The following is a 15,175-nucleotide window of genomic DNA, read 5'->3' as shown; positions in this document are numbered from 1 at the left end:
AACTTGCCGCCAACTGCGGCAAACTTGCCGCCATGACGCGCTCAAAACGCAGCCAAAAGCCGGAAACGCCCCCGCCGCCGCAAGGCCGCATCCTGGCGCTCCACGGCCCCAACCTCAACCTGCTCGGCACGCGTGAGCCCGACATCTACGGTCGGACGACGCTTGCCGATGTGCACGCGGCGATGGAATCGCGCGCGCGCGCCGAAGGTGTTGTGGTGGAGTCCTTCCAGAGCAATCACGAAGGGCAGCTGATAGACCGCGTCCAGGCCGCCGCATCGGAAGGCGTTGATTTCATCATCATCAACCCCGCTGGCTATACCCATACCAGCGTGGCACTGCGTGACGCCCTCGCGGCGGTCAACGTCCCCTACGTGGAAGTTCACCTCTCCAACATCCACGCCCGCGAACCCTTCCGCCATCACTCCTATTTCTCCGACCGGGCCGTCGGAGTGATCTGCGGGCTCGGCGCGTACGGCTACCTCGCTGCGACCGAGTTCGTGCTCGGCCGTCTGCGGGAACTACACAATTAATCATCCACAGCGGCGCCCGCCCCCCGGCGGCGCCGTCATGTCCGGAGTACAGCATGGATCTGCGCAAGCTCAAGAAACTCATCGATCTCGTCCAGGAATCGGGCATTTCCGAACTGGAAGTCACCGAAGGTGAAGAGAAGGTCCGCATCGCCAAGCACCTTTCCACACCGGTGCAGGCCACCTACTACGCGCCACCGCCGCAGGCCGCCGCCCCCCAGGCCGCGCCTGCCGCAGCGGCTCCGGTCGAAGCCGCTGCCGACGCACTGCCCGCTGGCCACATCGTGAAATCGCCCATGGTCGGCACCTTCTACCGCTCGTCCGCCCCCGGCGCCAAACCCTTCGCCGAACTCGGCCAGTCGGTCAGCGAAGGCGACGCACTGTGCATCATCGAGGCGATGAAGCTGATGAACGAGATCGAGTCCGACGCCAGCGGCACGGTCAAGGCCATCCTGGTCGAGAACGGTCAACCGGTCGAATACGGCCAGCCGCTCTTCATCATCGGCTGAACGCCACCATGTTCGAGAAGATCCTGATCGCAAACCGGGGCGAGATCGCCCTGCGCGTATTGCGGGCCTGCCGCGAACTCGGCATCAAGACGGTCGCGGTGCACTCCGAAGCGGATACCGAGGCGAAGTACGTCACGCTGGCGGATGAGTCCGTCTGCATCGGCCCGGCAGCCTCCGGCCTGAGCTACCTCAACGTGCCGGCGATCATCTCGGCCGCCGAGGTCACCGATGCCGAAGCCATCCACCCCGGCTACGGTTTCCTTTCGGAAAACGCCGACTTCGCCGAACGCGTCGAACAGTCCGGCTTCGTCTTCATCGGCCCGCGCCCGGAAACCATCCGCCTGATGGGCGACAAGGTCTCCGCCAAGGATGCGATGAAGGCCGCCGGAGTTCCGTGCGTGCCCGGTTCGGACGGAGCGCTACCGGAAGAACCGAAGGAGATCGTCAAGATCGCGCGCGCCATCGGCTACCCGGTGATCATCAAGGCGGCCGGCGGCGGCGGTGGTCGCGGCATGCGCGTGGTGCATACCGAAGCCGCCCTGCTCAACGCCGTCACCACCACCCGTGCCGAAGCCGGCGCCGCCTTCGGCAACCCGACGGTGTACATGGAGAAGTTCCTCGAGAACCCGCGCCATGTGGAAATCCAGGTGCTGGCCGACCAGCACGGCAACGCGGTCTACCTCGGCGAACGCGACTGCTCCATGCAGCGCCGCCACCAGAAGGTCATCGAGGAGGCCCCCGCGCCTGGCATCGACCGCAAGCTGATCGCCAAGATCGGCGAGCGCTGCGCCGAAGCCTGCCGCAAGATCGGTTACCGCGGCGCCGGCACCTTCGAGTTCCTGTACGAGAACGGCGAGTTCTACTTCATCGAGATGAACACCCGTGTCCAGGTCGAACACCCGGTCACCGAGATGATCACCGGTATCGACATCGTGCAGATGCAGATCCGCGTCGCCGCCGGCGAGAAACTGCCCTTCCTGCAGCGCGACATCCCCTTCCGTGGCCACGCCATCGAATGCCGGATCAACGCCGAGGATCCGTTCAAGTTCACGCCATCGCCCGGTCGCATAGACAACTGGCACACGCCGGGTGGCCCTGGCATCCGGGTCGACTCCCACGTGTACAACGGCTACACGGTGCCGCCACACTACGACTCGATGATCGGCAAGGTGATCGCCTATGGCGACACCCGTGAGCAAGCCATCCGCCGCATGCGCATCGCGCTGTCGGAAATGGCCGTGGCCGGCATCAAGACCAATATCGCGCTGCACCAGGAACTGATGATGGACGCCCGCTTCGTCGAAGGCGGCACCAGCATTCACTACCTGGAACACAAGCTGGCAGACCGCAGCGAAGTGAAGAAGGGTTGAACGGACAGGATCATGTGGATTTCGGTCACGCTGCAAGCTGACGCCGACAAGGCGGAAGCACTGTCCGAGGCCCTGATGGACGCCGGCGCACTGTCGGTGTCCATCGAGGATGCCGATGCCGGCACCGAGGCCGAGAAGCCGCAGTTCGGCGAGCCTGGCCATCTGCCCTCCAGCCTGTGGGATCACAGCCGGGTGATCGCGCTGTTCGACGCCGATGCCGATCTCGCCCCCGCGCTTGCCCAGGCTGCCGGTGCTGCCGGCTTCGATGCGGTGCCGCTTTTCACCACCAAAGAGGTGGCCGAACAGAACTGGGTGCAGCTCACCCAGAGCCAGTTCGACCCCATCCGCATCACCGACCGCATGTGGATCGTCCCGTCCTGGCACGAAGCGCCGGATGCGGGCGCGATCAATATCGAACTCGACCCGGGCATGGCCTTCGGCACCGGCTCGCACCCGACCACCCGGCTCTGCCTGGAATGGCTGTGCGACACCGTGCAGCCCGGCATGAGCGTACTGGATTACGGCTGCGGCTCCGGCATCCTCGGCATCGCTGCGGCGCGCCTGGGGGCAGGCGACGTGCTAGGCATCGACATCGACGAGAAGGCCGTCGAGGCTGCCCGCGACAACGCCGAACGCAACCGGGTGACGATGCGGCTGCAGCACTCGGGCGTACCGGTGGGCGACACCTTCCAGGTAGTCGTTGCCAATATCCTGACCAATCCGCTCTGCGTGCTCGCTCCGGCAATCGCCGCGCGTGTCGCCCCCGGCGGGCAGATCGCGCTCTCCGGCGTGCTGGAAACGCAGGCCCAGCAGGTGATCGACGCCTGGGCCCCCTATCTCGCCCTGACGGTAGGCGCCACGCAAGACGGCTGGGTCCGCCTCGAAGGGCAACGGTAGGGCGCAATGCTGACGCGCTGCCCGTCCTGCCAGACGGTCTTCCGGCTGCGTCCGGAACAGCTGCGCGCACGTCACGGCGAAGTACGCTGCGGCCATTGCTTCAATCCGTTCAACGCCTTGGAGCATCTGTTGGAAAGCCGTGGCGACGGCCCGTCGGCGCACGCTCCCGTAGCTCCCCCGGCGACGGATGCAAGCTCGCAGCCTACGGCCGCGGCCATCGAGCCGGCTGCGGGGCTCCCGCCGCCAGCGGCGCCGTCCGGATCTGCCGACTTACCTGCAAGCACGCCGCAGGAACCGCTGCCCGCACGCCCGTCGTTCAGCGACCTCGAATTCGATATCCCCGACAGCGTGCCGACGGTCGAGTTGACGCTCGATCACGACGACGTTCCCGCTTTCGGTCCCAGCGCCGTCGCGAGCTTTTCTCAGACGCCAGGCGCCTTGTCCGGCAGGCTGGAGCCTTCCACCTCGCCGCAGGCGCCCAACGCCGAACCGGCGATCGCCCCTGCCCTGGGCGCAACAGGCGCCGGAGATCTGCCGGAAACCGGACCACGCGTGGATTTCTCCGCCATGGTCATGGCAGCAGGGAATCGCCTCGGCGCCGCGAATGCCGTCGAAGCGCCCGTCTTCGCGCACGACGAACCGGCCCATCCGGCGAACTCGCCGGCACCGGACGTCCGCATCGAACCTCAGGACGCAGCGCAGCCGCTGGAGTCCGCCGCCGCGACCGCCGCGCCGGACGACACGGAATCGCGCGCCGACACCGGGCACCTCGACGCTACCTATGGTCCGCCCCCCGCCCACGGCCAGACCCACAGCGCCCTCTTCAGCGTCGGCATGATCGTGCTGGTACTCGGCCTGGCGCTGCAATCGGCCTACTTCTTCCGCGAAAGCATTGCCCGGCAACTACCCGGCCTGCGTCCGCTGTACGTCGCCGTGTGCACGCAGCTGGGTTGCGACATGCCCTTGCCGCGCGACGCGATGCTGATCAACATCGACAGCCCCGATCTGCAGTCGGAACCGGGACGCCCCGGGCGCTACATCCTGCACGCCACCATCCAGAACCGAGCCGACTACCCTCAGGCCTGGCCCCATCTCGAACTGACCCTGACCGACGCCAACGACACACCGCTGGTGCGGCGCGTGCTGGCACCGGCGGACTGGGTCGCGACGGACAAGCGGCAAGGGGAATTCAAGGCCCGCAGCGACGCCACCGTGCGCCTGACTTTCGACGCCCCCGACATCGCGCCGACCGGTTACCGGGTCTACGTGTTCTACCCTTGACCGCCGCCGTCACCGGCCGGTAACCCCGGCTGGCGATACTGCCCCGCTGCTCTGCCCACTCCTCGAACCGCACAGCCCCTGCGGCACCTGCCAGGAAGCCATGGAACCCAACGCCGACACCAAGCATGCAGAGAGTCCGTTCAAGGGCAAGACCGGCCTGCGCCGCATCTGGAACGCCTTCCGCTACTCGCTGGACGGATTGCGCGCGGCCCTCCGCCACGAGGACGCCTTCCGTCAGGAGTGCCTGCTGGCGATCGTGCTGATCCCGGCCGCGTTCTTCGTGCCGACCGATGGCACCGGCAAGGCGCTGCTGATCGGCAGCACCCTGCTCGTACTCGTCGTGGAACTGCTCAACTCGGCGATCGAAGCGACGGTGGACCGCGTGTCGCTCGAACACCATCAACTGGCCAAGCGCGCCAAGGACATCGGCAGCGCAGCCGTGCTGATCGCGCTGCTCAATCTCGCCCTGGTGTGGGGGCTGGTGCTGTTCGGCTGAAACGCCCCACGACGCCTGCTCAGCGCGTCACGCGCGTCGTGCCGGCATCACGCAGGATACGCACACGCTCGCCCTGCATGAAGCGCTCGCCTTCGTCCTCCTGCACCACGGCAAGATACTGACCGTTATCCATTTGAACGGTGACTTCGATACCGGGCTTGCGCGTCACACCCTCTTCGATGGCCGACCCGGCAAGGCCGCCGGCGACCGCCCCCAGCACGGCGCCGATCGCCGAACCGCGGTTGCCGCCGACCGAGCTGCCGGCGATACCGCCCACCGCAGCGCCCGACAGGGTGCCGACCGGCGACTTGGTGCCCTCGAGCTGCACCGGCCGCACGGATTCGATCGTGCCGAACTGGACCACCATCGCGCGGCGTGCCTCGCCGCGGGAATAGGTGCCACCCCCCAGGCCGGACGCACAACCGGACAAGGCCAGCGCGGCCGCTACCGCGATCGCGACGCTGCGCAAGGACAAAGCCTGTCTGCTCACCATAGGGATTCTCCGAAGGCCGCCTGATAACGGGCGGCAATCTCTCCACGCGTCGGGGCATGATTCTGACCGCCACGATGGGCGATCTTGATCGCGCCCATCACCGCCGCAAGCCGCCCCGTCTTGACCCAGTCCCAGCCCTGCGCCAGGCCATGCAGCAGGCCCGCGCGGTAGGCATCGCCGCAACCGGTCGGATCGACCACCGCGTCGGCTTCCACGACCGGGATGACCACCGCCGCCCCGTCTGCATGGATGCGCGAACCTTCCCCGCCCAGCGTCACCACCAGCGCGTCCACCTCGCCTGCCAACTGATCGATCGAGCGCCCGGTCTTCTCGCTCATCAGGCGGACCTCGTAGTCATTGACCGTGCAATAGGTGGCCAGTTTCAGGCAGCGCAGGAGTTCCTCTCCCGACAGGATGGGCAGCGCCTGACCGGGATCGAAGATGAAAGGCACCCCGGCAGCGGCGAGACCTTCGACGTGCTGCAGCATGCCGTCGCGCCCGTCGGGCGACACGATCGCCAGCCTGGCATCGGTTGCCTCGCGCGCATGATTGAGGTGCGACTGCATCATCGCTCCGGGATGGAAAGCGGTGATCTGGTTGTCGTCCAGGTCAGTGGTGATAAAGGCCTGCGCGGTGAAGGTGCCGGGTACATGGCGGACATGGTCCTGACGCAGACCGAGCGCCTCCAGACGCTGACGATAGGGGCCGGCGTCGTCGCCGACGGTGGCCATGATCAGCGGCTCGCTGCCGAGCAGCTTCAGGTTGTAGGCGATGTTCCCGGCGCAACCGCCAAATTCGCGCCGCAGATCGGGCACGAAAAAGGACACGTTGAGAATGTGGATCTGCTCGGGAAGGATGTGGTTCGAGAACCGATCCTGGAAAACCATGATCGAGTCATAGGCCATCGAACCGCAGACGAGTATGGACATGTGAGACCTTGCTGGACACAGGACACCGCCATTATAGGCGGGGCACGCCGACGACCGCAGGGGATCAGGCGGTCGCGACGCGGGTGGCGGCGGCGAGCCGTGACTCGTGACGCTGCACCACGCCCTCGATGACGCCGGCAAGGCGCTGGGCGATCATGCCCCAGTCGGCGTCGATCACGCTGGCGCGCGCATTGGCCGCCAGGCGGGCGCGCAGGTCGGTATCGCACCCGAGGCGAACGACCGCCTCGACGAAGGCGGGCTCGTCGCCCAGTGCCGCCAACCAGCCGTTATGACCGTTGCGCACCCGCTCGGCCGCAGCCGCGTAGTCGAAGCCGACCACCGGCAGACCACTGGCAAGCGCCTCGGTGGTGACGTTGCCGAAGGTCTCGGTCATGCTAGGAAAGAGGAACAGATCGGCCGAGGCATAGTGCGTCGCCAGATCGACGCCGGTACGCATGCCGGCGAACACGGCATCCGGACACGCAGCCGCCAGCTGCTCACGCGCCGGCCCATCGCCGACGAACAGCAGCCGGACGTCCGCCTGCCGTGCCCGCAGCACCTCGAAAGCGCGGATCGCGAGCGCGAGGTTCTTCTCCGGTGCGACGCGCCCCACCACCACCGCCACCAGGGTCTGTGGCGTCGCCCCCCAGGCCGCGCGGAGCGCTTCGCTGCGGCGATCCGGCGCGAACAACCCGGTGTCCACGCCACGCGCCACCACATCCACCTTACGCACGCCGCGCTCCCCCAGCTGCGCCGCCAGCTCCGCTGTCGGCGCCAGGCACAGATCGCCCTTGTTGTGGAAGCGGCGCAGGTAGGCCTCGACCGGCTGCTTCAGCCAGCCCATGCCGTAATAGCGGCTGTAACTGTGGAAATTGGTATGAAACTCGGTGATCACCGGCAGGCGCAGCTTGCGCGCCGCCGCCACCGCCGACCACCCCAGCGGCCCCTCGGTCACCACCTGCACCACGTCCGGCCGCCGCAGCGACCACATGCGGATCAGCGTGCTGCGCGCCGGCAGGCCCATCTTCAGGTGGTTGTACCTGGGGATCGGCAGACCACGCGCCAGCACTTCCTCGTAGCCCTCGCCGCTGGCCGGCTGGTCGTCCGCATTCTGGCGCGGCCTTACCAGCTGCAGGCGATGACCGAGGCGCAGCAAGCCGTCGACCAGGCGGCCGGTGGTCATGGCGACGCCATTGACCTCGGGCGGAAAGGTTTCGGTCACCAGCGCAATGCGCAACTGGCGGTGGGAACGGGCGAGATCCTGCAGGCTGAGCGGCGCATCCATGCGCGCATCCTGACCAGCGCAGGCGACAGGCGCGTGACTACCGGGTGACAGTTGAATGAATCACGTACGGCCGCAGGCGTCATCGCACCGTAACGGACGTGTCACCGCGACGCAATGCCGGCTTTCGAGAATGGCGCCATCCAGCACAGGGGACATGCCATGCTCCAGAAGAACCAGCAGCTCGCCACGCGCCCGGGACGCAACCTCCATGTCGGCCTTGCCAGCTGCGAGACCGAGATACTCGAAGCACAGAAGCTGCGTTATCGCGTGTTCGCCGAGGAAATGGGCGCCCGCCTGAACACCCGCACGCCGGGTGTCGACCGCGACATCTACGACCCCTTCTGCGAACACCTGATCGTGCGCGACGAGGACGCCGGCCGCATCGTCGGCACCTATCGCATCCTGTCGCCGGCAGCGGCGCGCAAGGTCGGCGGCTACTACTCCGAAAACGAGTTCGACCTGACCCGCCTGCACCACCTGCGCAACCGCATCGTCGAGATCGGCCGCTCCTGCATCGACGCCGATTACCGCAGCGGCGCGGTGATCACCCTGCTGTGGTCCGGCCTTGCCCGCTACATGCAGGAAAATGGCTACGATTACCTCATCGGCTGCGCCTCGGTGAGCATGGCCGACGGCGGGCATGCCGCGGCCAGCTTGTATAATCGTCTCAAGGACACCCATCTGGCACCGCTGGAATACCACGTGTTCCCGCGCTGCCCGCTGCCGCTGGATCTGCTCCGCTCGGACCTGCCTGCCGAAGCCCCGCCGCTGATCAAGGGCTATCTGCGCGCCGGCGCCTGGGTCTGCGGCGAGCCGGCCTGGGATCCCGACTTCAACACCGCCGATCTGCCCATCCTGATGCCGATGAGCAAGGTCGACGGCAAATACGCCAAGCACTTCCTGGGACGCAAAGACTGAACGCCATCACCCATGATCGCAGTGCCACCGGCCGCGCTGCCAGCTCATCGCTGGTGCGCAGCTGGCGCCATTTCCGCCTCGCCACCCACGTCCTGCAGGGCGTGCTGACGATCGCGCTGTGCTATCCGCTCTGCTCGGCCCACGTACACCGGCGCCTGCGCCAACGCTGGTCACGCCGTCTGCTCGGCATCGTCGGGGTCGAAGTACGGATCGATGGCCATGCCGTCACACCGGGCGCCTTGCTGGTATCCAATCATATTTCGTGGCTGGACATCTACGCGATCAACACGCTGACGCCGTCGGCCTTTGTTTCCAAGGCGGAGGTGCGCGACTGGCCAGTGATCGGCTGGCTGGCGGCAAAGAGCGAGACGGTATTCCTGCGTCGCGGCAGTCGCGGCCACGCCAGGATCGTCAACGGCGAGATCACCGCCCTGCTCGATGCCGGCCGCAACGTCGCGATCTTTCCCGAAGGCACGACCACCGACGGCAGCCATGTGTTGCCCTTTCACGCCGCACTGCTGCAGGCGGCGATCGAATCTGGCCATCCGGTGCAGCCGGTTGCGCTGTCCTATCACACCGAAGATGGTCGGCACACCACAGCCGCCGCCTACGACGGCGATATCAGCCTCGGACGCTGCCTGGCCAACATCGTGTCGCATCGCCGGTTGGTCGTCCGCGTGCATGTCGCCAGCGCCCGCGCGACCGGTCCGGCCACCCTTCGCCGCGAACTGGCGCATGCCACCCGTGACACCATCGCCGAACTCGCCAGCCGACCACTAAGCGCCCTCGCCCCCGCGACGGCGGTTGCGACCGGCTGCCAAGCGGCGTCGCAACAGCGCGACGCCGGCTGAAGCCCGAGCTAGCCCTGCACCTGGAAGACCGCGCCGCTTTCGAGCTGGACAGCGGTCAGCTTGCCGCCCCAGACGCAGCCGGAATCCAGTGCGATCACACCATTGCCCCGGTAATAGCCGAGCGCCGACCAGTGCCCGCAAACGATGGTGTGGGTGCGGCTGTAGCGGTCGGGCGCGAGAAACCACGGCACGGTGCCGGCCGGCGCCCGGTCCGGCGGCCCCTTGGCGCGCAGCGCCATGTGGCCGCCCGGCGTACAGAAGCGCATCCGGGTAAAGGCATTGACGATGACACGCAGGCGATCCCAGCCCTTGAGATTGTCAGCCCAGCGTTCCGGCCTGTTGCCGGCGAGATGAAGGAGGAACTTCTGCGCATCCGGCCCGGTTAGCGCCGCCGAGACTTCAGCCGCCAGTTCCTGCGCACGGGTGATGGTCCACATCGGCAGCAGGCCCGCGTGCAGCAACGCATAGTCGCCTTCGACGTGGATCAAGGGCAGGCCCGCCAGCCAGGCGAGCAGACTGTCGCGGTCGGACGCCTCCAACACCTGGAACAGCGTGTCGTCCTTGTCTCGCCGGTCGAAACCGGCAGCCACCATCAGCAGGTAGAGATCGTGATTGCCCAGCACCACGGTGGCGGCATCACCCAGGCCCTGAAGATAACGTAGCACCTGCAGCGACTCCGGCCCGCGATTGACGAGATCGCCCACGACCCACAGCCGATCGTGCTGCGGATCGAACGCCACCCGTTCGAGCAGTTGCAGCAAGGCCGAATGGCAGCCCTGGATATCGCCTATCGCGTATGTCGCCATCTGCCCCAGCTACCGTCGTGACCGCAGTCCCCGTCCGTCCGCCTCAGACCCGGTAATAGGCCCGATACCACTCGACGAAGCGGCTCACGCCGTCGGTCACGCTGGTCGCGGGGGCGAAACCGGTCCAGGCATTGAGTTCGTCGGTATTCGCGTAGGTGGCCGGAACGTCGCCGTCCTGCAGCGGCAGGAAGTTCTTCTCCGCCTTGCGGCCGAGGGCAAATTCGATGGCCTCGATGAAACTCATCAGCTCGACCGGATCGTTGTTGCCGATGTTGAACACCCGATACGGCGCCTTGCTGCGGCCAGGGTTGGGCCGGTCGGAGTCGAAGGTGGGATCGGGTTCGGCGACACGGTCCATGGTGCGCAGCACACCCTCGACGATGTCGTCGATATAGGTGAAGTCGCGCTTCATCCGGCCGTGGTTGAACACATCGATCGCACGGCCTTCGAGCATGGCCTTGGTGAACAGGAACAAGGCCATGTCGGGCCGTCCCCAGGGACCATAGACGGTGAAGAAACGCAGGCCGGTGGTCGGCAGGCCGTACAGATGGCTGTAGGTATGGGCCATCAGCTCGTTGGCCTTCTTGGTGGCGGCGTAGAGACTGACAGGGTGGTCCACGCTGTCGTGTTCCGAGAACGGCATCCGGGTGTTGCCGCCGTAGACGCTGGAGCTGCTGGCATAGACCAGATGCTCGACCTTGGTATGGCGGCAGCCTTCCAGGATGTTGGTGAAGCCCACCAGGTTGCTGTCGATGTAGGCGTGCGGATTCTGCAGCGAATAGCGCACCCCGGCCTGGGCGGCAAGATGGATCACGCGGTCAAACTTCTCCGCGGCGAACAAGGCCTCCATGCCCGCGCGGTCGGCGACGTCCATCTTCACGAAGCGGAAGGCGGGGTGGGGGGCAAGGCGCGCCAGCCGGTCTTCCTTCAGGCGCGGATCGTAGTAATCGTTGAGGTTGTCCAGTCCGACGACCTGGTCCCCCCTGGCAAGCAGGCGTTCGGAAGTGTGCATGCCGATGAAGCCGGCAGCTCCGGTAACGAGTATCTTCATGGGATAAGCCGCAAGAAAGGATCGCGCGGATTATCGCATGGCAATACCGTCTCCAGCATGACGAAAGCCGCGCAAACGCTATACTCGTCGCGCCGAATCGTAACCGGTTGTCGACGTTGCCCCCCACACCCCTCGCTTACCTGGCGTACACGCTGCCCTATTCCCTGCTCTGGATGCTGGCCTTGCCGCTGGTGCTGGTCCGCTTGCTATGGCGCGCGCGGCGCCAACCGGCCTACCTCGCGCATCTTGGCGAGCGCTTCGGCCACTACCGGGTGCGCGCCCCGGGCCCGGTGATCTGGGTGCACGCCGTGTCGGTAGGAGAAACACGCGCAGCGGAACCGCTGGTGCGCGCCCTGCTCGAGCACTGGCCGGCGCACACCGTGGTGCTGACCCATATGACGCCCACCGGCCGCGCCACGGCGAAAAGCCTGTTCGGCGGCGAATCGCGGGTCTTGAGCGTCTACCTCCCGTACGACCTGGGCCTGCTGGCCCGCCGCTTCCTGCGCCGCTTCCGCCCGCATTTCGGCGTGATCATGGAAACCGAACTGTGGCCCAACCTGCTGATGGCCGCCCACCGGCACAAGGTGCCAGTGATGCTGGCCAACGCGCGGCTGTCGGCCCGCTCCGCCAGCCGCTATGCACGCTTTCCGGCCCTGACCGGCCTGACGCTGGGGGCCCTCTCGGCCATCGGGGCCCAGACTGCAGCAGACGCGACACGGCTGTCGGCGCTGGGTGCCCGACGCGTGACGGTGACCGGCAACATCAAGTTCGATATCGCACCGCCGCAGGCCATGGCAGCGCTCGGGCGCGACTTTCGCAGCCGGATCGGCGAACGGCGGGTGCTGCTGGCTGCGAGCACCCGCGAAGGTGAGGAGGCGCCCCTGCTCGACGCCTTCTCCCGGCTCGCTCCCGTGGATACGTTGCTGATCCTGGTGCCACGCCACCCACAGCGCTTCGACGAGGTCGCAGCGCTGGCGGCGGGCCGTGAACTCAAGCTGCAGCGTCGCTCGGAAGCGGACCCGGTCGCCGCCGATACCCGCGTCTGGCTGGGCGACTCGATGGGCGAGATGTTCGCCTACTACGCTGCGGCCGACGTCGCGCTGATTGGAGGCAGTTGGCTGCCCTTCGGCGGTCAGAACCTGATCGAAGCCTGCGCGGTAGGTACGCCGGTCATCCTCGGCCCGCACACCTTCAACTTCGAACTGGTGGCGGACCAGGCCATTGCCGCTGGCGCCGCCCTGCGGGAAACCGACATCGACGCCGGCATCACGCGCGGCGTCGCATTGCTGCAGGATCCCGCTCGACGTGCGGGGATGGCAAAGGCAGGACGAATGTTCGCGGAGTCCCATCGGGGCGCGACTGGCCGAACGATCGCGGTGCTCGGCGCAATCGCATCCGACGGCGAAGGCTGAACGGGGCAGCGCAAGACTGCGCCGCGGACTACTGCTGAACGAGCAGCGCGTTCACCGCCTGCACATCTTCCTCGCCCAAAGTTCCCGCTGCCGCTTTCAGGCGCAACTGGGCAAGCAGGGTGTCGTAACGCGCGCGGGCCAGGCGCTGCAGCGTATCGGCCAGTTGGGTCTGGGCGTTGAGGACGTCGATATTGATGCGCACACCGACTTCGTAGCCGAGCTTGTTCGCCTCCAGTGCCGAAGCCGAAGACACGCGCGCCGCCTCAAGGGCGCGCACCTGCGCCATGCCGCTGGTCACGCCCAGGTAGGACTGGCGCGCCGCCAGCGCGGCGCTGCGCCGTGCATCCTCCAGATCGGCATCGGCCTTGATCTTCAGCGCCGCCGCCTCGCGCTCGCGCGAGGAGATGCCGCCACCCTGGTAGAGCGGCACGCTGAGCTGAAGACCGATGGAGGTGCTCTCGCTACGTTCGGTCGAAATGGCCGGCCGGTTGTTCAGGCCGTGCGATGCGACGAGGTCCAGCGTCGGCAGATGGCCGGCGCGGTTGCGCTCGACCTCGCGGGTCGCGATTTCGCGCGTCAGCTGCTGGGCCTGGACGCCATAGCTGCCTTGCTCGGCAGCGCTCACCCAGTCGGCGATGCTGTCCGGCTGCGGCCGCTGAAGCTCGATGCCGGGACGCAGGCCCGCCAGCGCCTCGGGCTCCTTGCCGATGATCTGGGCCAGTGTCTGGCGGCGCACGTCGAGATCGTTGCGCGCCGCGATCTCCTGCGCCGAGGCGAGGTCGAAACGCGACTGCGCCTCGTGCACGTCGGTGATGGTCACGGTACCGACTTCGAAGCTCTTGCGCGCGAGCTCCAGCTGCTCCGCCGCAGCCGTGCGCAGCTGCGTGACCGCATCGAGTGCATCCTGAGCATTGAGCACGTTGAAATAAGCCTCGGCCACCCTCAGGACCAGATCCTGCCGCGACTGGCCGTATTGGCTTTCGGACAACGCGGTCTGCAGTTCGCCCTGCTTGTACTGCACCCAGTTCTGCCAGCGGAACAGCGGCTGGGTGAGCTGCACGGCATAGCCGTTGCTGTTGTAGCGGCGCTCCAGCGAAGCAGCAGAGGTACGCGCTTCGCCATCGTTCCAGGCGGTCGACGCCGATGCCCCGATGTTAGGCAGCAAGCCGGCGCGCCCCTGCACCACCTTTTCCTGGCCCGCCTCGCGCTGGGCGCGGGCCGCGGCGAACCGAGCGTCGTTGGCGAGCGCATCACGGTACACCTGCATCAGGTCGGCCGCGGCTGCACCGCCTGAGCACGCCGCCGCCAGACACACCGCCAACACTCGCTTCATGCGCACGCCCCGACTCTCAGTAATGCGGCATCTTCGGATCGACGCGCGCGGCCCATTCCGCTACGCCGCCAGCAAGATTAATGACCTTGCCGAAGCCCTGGCGCTCCAGGAACATGCCGACCTGAGCGCTACGCCCGCCGTGGTGGCACACCACCACGGTGACGCGCTCGGGATCGAGTTCCGCGATACGTGCAGGCACCGCGCCCATCGGCATCGGCGTCGAACCCTCGATGTGGCAGAGTTGAAATTCCCAGGGCTCCCGCACATCCAGCAGCAAGGGCTGGACCTTGGCCGGATCGGCGAGCCATTCGGCGAGTTCGACGGGGGTGATCTGGTGCATGGCGGTCCTCAGAAACGGAAGCTGTCGTGGCGCGGTGCGTTCTTCAGCATCGGCACCAGGGTTTCGAAAATATCCTCGGTGCGAAAGCGGCCTTCGGCCTCGCAGGTAACGAGGCGCGCCTTCATCACCGGCGCTTCGCCGACGAAGGCGAACAGGCGACCACCGACCTTGAGTTGTTCGAGCAGCGACTGCGGCAAGGAGGGCAGCCCGCCGGACACGACGATGACGTCGTAGGGCGCGCGGCTCGCCCAACCCTGGGCGGCATCACCTTCCTCGACGATGACGTTCTCGACACCGTTGCGCGCCAGGTTGGCGTGGGCGAACTTCACCAGCTCCGGTTCGATGTCCACGGTGCGAACCCACTCGGTACGAGCCGCCAACAAGGCCGCGAAGTAACCGCTACCGGCACCGATCTCGAGCACCGAATCCGAACGATGTAGCTGAAGCGCCTGCAGGATCTTGCCTTCGATCACCGGCTTGAGCATCACCTGCCCCTGGCCGAGCGGGATCTCGACATCGGCAAAAGCCAGCGAACGCGCGCTGGCGGGAACGAATTCCTCGCGCTTGACAGTCATCAGGAGGTCGAGCACGACAGGATCCAGAACGTCCCACGGACGGATCTGCTGTTCGACCATGTTGAAGCGCGCTTTCTCGAAGTTCATCAGTCACTCCCGGCT

Annotated in this window: 17 protein-coding genes; 9 read left to right on the top strand and 8 right to left on the bottom strand. The window is 66.7% G+C overall.

What is annotated here, in order from left to right; genetic code table 11:
• Positions 1 to 32 precede the first annotated feature (32 nt).
• The 6 genes from aroQ to CJ010_RS05245 all read left to right on the top strand — a co-directional run bounded on the left by aroQ (position 33) and on the right by CJ010_RS05245 (position 5,080).
• Positions 33 to 530, top strand: a complete 498-nt coding sequence (aroQ, locus tag CJ010_RS05270; protein WP_141017066.1) for a type II 3-dehydroquinate dehydratase — start codon at positions 33 to 35, stop codon at positions 528 to 530.
• A gap of 53 nt (positions 531 to 583) precedes the next feature.
• On the top strand, positions 584 to 1,036 hold the full coding sequence (accB, locus tag CJ010_RS05265) for an acetyl-CoA carboxylase biotin carboxyl carrier protein (RefSeq protein WP_141017065.1): 453 nt from the start codon (positions 584 to 586) through the stop codon (positions 1,034 to 1,036).
• Between the two features lie 8 nt (positions 1,037 to 1,044).
• Entirely contained in the window at positions 1,045 to 2,406 is a 1,362-nt protein-coding gene (gene accC / locus CJ010_RS05260) for an acetyl-CoA carboxylase biotin carboxylase subunit (RefSeq protein ID WP_141017064.1), read from the top strand.
• A gap of 12 nt (positions 2,407 to 2,418) precedes the next feature.
• Complete coding sequence (gene prmA, locus CJ010_RS05255) at positions 2,419 to 3,303, top strand: 50S ribosomal protein L11 methyltransferase (RefSeq protein WP_141017063.1); 885 nt, start codon at positions 2,419 to 2,421, stop codon at positions 3,301 to 3,303.
• Positions 3,304 to 3,309: 6 nt separating this feature from the next.
• Positions 3,310 to 4,584, top strand: a complete 1,275-nt coding sequence (locus CJ010_RS05250) for a DUF3426 domain-containing protein (RefSeq protein WP_141017062.1) — start codon at positions 3,310 to 3,312, stop codon at positions 4,582 to 4,584.
• A 100-nt stretch (positions 4,585 to 4,684) separates the two neighbouring features.
• Positions 4,685 to 5,080 carry a diacylglycerol kinase gene (locus tag CJ010_RS05245; protein WP_141017061.1) on the top strand — a complete coding sequence of 132 codons (396 nt, stop codon included), beginning with the start codon at positions 4,685 to 4,687 and terminating at the stop codon, positions 5,078 to 5,080.
• Positions 5,081 to 5,099: 19 nt separating this feature from the next.
• Here the strand turns inward: CJ010_RS05245 and CJ010_RS05240 are convergent, their stop codons facing one another.
• The 3 genes from CJ010_RS05240 to CJ010_RS05230 form a co-directional block, all read right to left on the bottom strand.
• Positions 5,100 to 5,573, bottom strand: coding sequence for a glycine zipper 2TM domain-containing protein (locus tag CJ010_RS05240; RefSeq protein WP_141017060.1), 474 nt, complete (start codon positions 5,571 to 5,573; stop codon positions 5,100 to 5,102).
• A complete protein-coding gene (locus CJ010_RS05235) occupies positions 5,567 to 6,502 on the bottom strand; it encodes a carbohydrate kinase family protein (RefSeq protein WP_141017059.1) in 936 nt (311 codons plus the stop codon). The genes CJ010_RS05240 and CJ010_RS05235 overlap by 7 nt, the downstream gene beginning before the upstream one ends.
• Before the next feature lie 64 nt (positions 6,503 to 6,566).
• Entirely contained in the window at positions 6,567 to 7,787 is a 1,221-nt protein-coding gene (locus CJ010_RS05230) for a glycosyltransferase family 1 protein (protein ID WP_141017058.1), read from the bottom strand.
• A 159-nt stretch (positions 7,788 to 7,946) separates the two neighbouring features.
• Here CJ010_RS05230 and CJ010_RS05225 point away from each other — a divergent pair, with 159 nt between their 5' ends.
• The gene (locus CJ010_RS05225; protein ID WP_141017057.1) at positions 7,947 to 8,705 is read left to right on the top strand and encodes a GNAT family N-acetyltransferase; all 759 of its coding nucleotides are present in this window, start codon (positions 7,947 to 7,949) and stop codon (positions 8,703 to 8,705) included.
• A gap of 53 nt (positions 8,706 to 8,758) precedes the next feature.
• Positions 8,759 to 9,556: a 1-acyl-sn-glycerol-3-phosphate acyltransferase gene (locus tag CJ010_RS05220; protein ID WP_240794506.1), complete on the top strand. Its 798-nt coding sequence runs from the start codon at positions 8,759 to 8,761 to the stop codon at positions 9,554 to 9,556.
• Between the two features lie 8 nt (positions 9,557 to 9,564).
• Here the strand turns inward: CJ010_RS05220 and CJ010_RS05215 are convergent, their stop codons facing one another.
• Positions 9,565 to 10,362 (bottom strand): symmetrical bis(5'-nucleosyl)-tetraphosphatase, encoded by a 798-nt coding sequence (locus CJ010_RS05215; RefSeq protein ID WP_141017055.1) that lies wholly within the window; start codon positions 10,360 to 10,362, stop codon positions 9,565 to 9,567.
• Positions 10,363 to 10,405: 43 nt separating this feature from the next.
• Complete coding sequence (locus tag CJ010_RS05210) at positions 10,406 to 11,413, bottom strand: NAD-dependent epimerase (RefSeq protein WP_141017054.1); 1,008 nt, start codon at positions 11,411 to 11,413, stop codon at positions 10,406 to 10,408.
• Positions 11,414 to 11,553: 140 nt separating this feature from the next.
• Between CJ010_RS05210 and waaA the strand changes: the two genes are divergently transcribed.
• Entirely contained in the window at positions 11,554 to 12,825 is a 1,272-nt protein-coding gene (gene waaA, locus CJ010_RS05205) for a lipid IV(A) 3-deoxy-D-manno-octulosonic acid transferase (protein ID WP_141020582.1), read from the top strand.
• A 28-nt stretch (positions 12,826 to 12,853) separates the two neighbouring features.
• Here the strand turns inward: waaA and CJ010_RS05200 are convergent, their stop codons facing one another.
• The 3 genes from CJ010_RS05200 to CJ010_RS05190 are packed head-to-tail and all read right to left on the bottom strand — an operon-like array spanning position 12,854 to position 15,160.
• Positions 12,854 to 14,158, bottom strand: a complete 1,305-nt coding sequence (locus tag CJ010_RS05200) for a TolC family outer membrane protein (RefSeq protein ID WP_141017053.1) — start codon at positions 14,156 to 14,158, stop codon at positions 12,854 to 12,856.
• Between the two features lie 16 nt (positions 14,159 to 14,174).
• Positions 14,175 to 14,498 carry a rhodanese-like domain-containing protein gene (locus CJ010_RS05195; RefSeq protein ID WP_141017052.1) on the bottom strand — a complete coding sequence of 108 codons (324 nt, stop codon included), beginning with the start codon at positions 14,496 to 14,498 and terminating at the stop codon, positions 14,175 to 14,177.
• An 8-nt stretch (positions 14,499 to 14,506) separates the two neighbouring features.
• Entirely contained in the window at positions 14,507 to 15,160 is a 654-nt protein-coding gene (locus CJ010_RS05190) for a protein-L-isoaspartate O-methyltransferase (RefSeq protein WP_141017051.1), read from the bottom strand.
• Between the last annotated feature and the right edge of the window lie 15 nt (positions 15,161 to 15,175).

It is taken from the genome of Azoarcus sp. DD4 (assembly GCF_006496635.1).
Taxonomy (GTDB): Bacteria; Pseudomonadota; Gammaproteobacteria; order Burkholderiales; family Rhodocyclaceae; genus Azoarcus.
The sequence above is the reverse complement of the archived record's forward strand: the minus strand, read 5'-3'. Positions and strand labels throughout refer to the sequence as shown.

Excerpts from the sequence above, each read along its gene's own strand:
- aroQ (WP_141017066.1), top strand. The coding sequence starts at position 33 with ATGACGCGCTCAAAACGCAGCCAAAAGCCGGAAACGCCCCCGCCGCCG.
- accB (WP_141017065.1), top strand. The coding sequence starts at position 584 with ATGGATCTGCGCAAGCTCAAGAAACTCATCGATCTCGTCCAGGAATCG.
- accC (WP_141017064.1), top strand. The coding sequence starts at position 1,045 with ATGTTCGAGAAGATCCTGATCGCAAACCGGGGCGAGATCGCCCTGCGC.
- prmA (WP_141017063.1), top strand. The coding sequence starts at position 2,419 with ATGTGGATTTCGGTCACGCTGCAAGCTGACGCCGACAAGGCGGAAGCA.
- CJ010_RS05250 (WP_141017062.1), top strand. The coding sequence starts at position 3,310 with ATGCTGACGCGCTGCCCGTCCTGCCAGACGGTCTTCCGGCTGCGTCCG.
- CJ010_RS05245 (WP_141017061.1), top strand. The coding sequence starts at position 4,685 with ATGGAACCCAACGCCGACACCAAGCATGCAGAGAGTCCGTTCAAGGGC.
- CJ010_RS05240 (WP_141017060.1), bottom strand. The coding sequence starts at position 5,573 with ATGGTGAGCAGACAGGCTTTGTCCTTGCGCAGCGTCGCGATCGCGGTA.
- CJ010_RS05235 (WP_141017059.1), bottom strand. The coding sequence starts at position 6,502 with ATGTCCATACTCGTCTGCGGTTCGATGGCCTATGACTCGATCATGGTT.
- CJ010_RS05230 (WP_141017058.1), bottom strand. The coding sequence starts at position 7,787 with ATGGATGCGCCGCTCAGCCTGCAGGATCTCGCCCGTTCCCACCGCCAG.
- CJ010_RS05225 (WP_141017057.1), top strand. The coding sequence starts at position 7,947 with ATGCTCCAGAAGAACCAGCAGCTCGCCACGCGCCCGGGACGCAACCTC.
- CJ010_RS05215 (WP_141017055.1), bottom strand. The coding sequence starts at position 10,362 with ATGGCGACATACGCGATAGGCGATATCCAGGGCTGCCATTCGGCCTTG.
- CJ010_RS05210 (WP_141017054.1), bottom strand. The coding sequence starts at position 11,413 with ATGAAGATACTCGTTACCGGAGCTGCCGGCTTCATCGGCATGCACACT.
- CJ010_RS05200 (WP_141017053.1), bottom strand. The coding sequence starts at position 14,158 with ATGAAGCGAGTGTTGGCGGTGTGTCTGGCGGCGGCGTGCTCAGGCGGT.
- CJ010_RS05195 (WP_141017052.1), bottom strand. The coding sequence starts at position 14,498 with ATGCACCAGATCACCCCCGTCGAACTCGCCGAATGGCTCGCCGATCCG.
- CJ010_RS05190 (WP_141017051.1), bottom strand. The coding sequence starts at position 15,160 with ATGAACTTCGAGAAAGCGCGCTTCAACATGGTCGAACAGCAGATCCGT.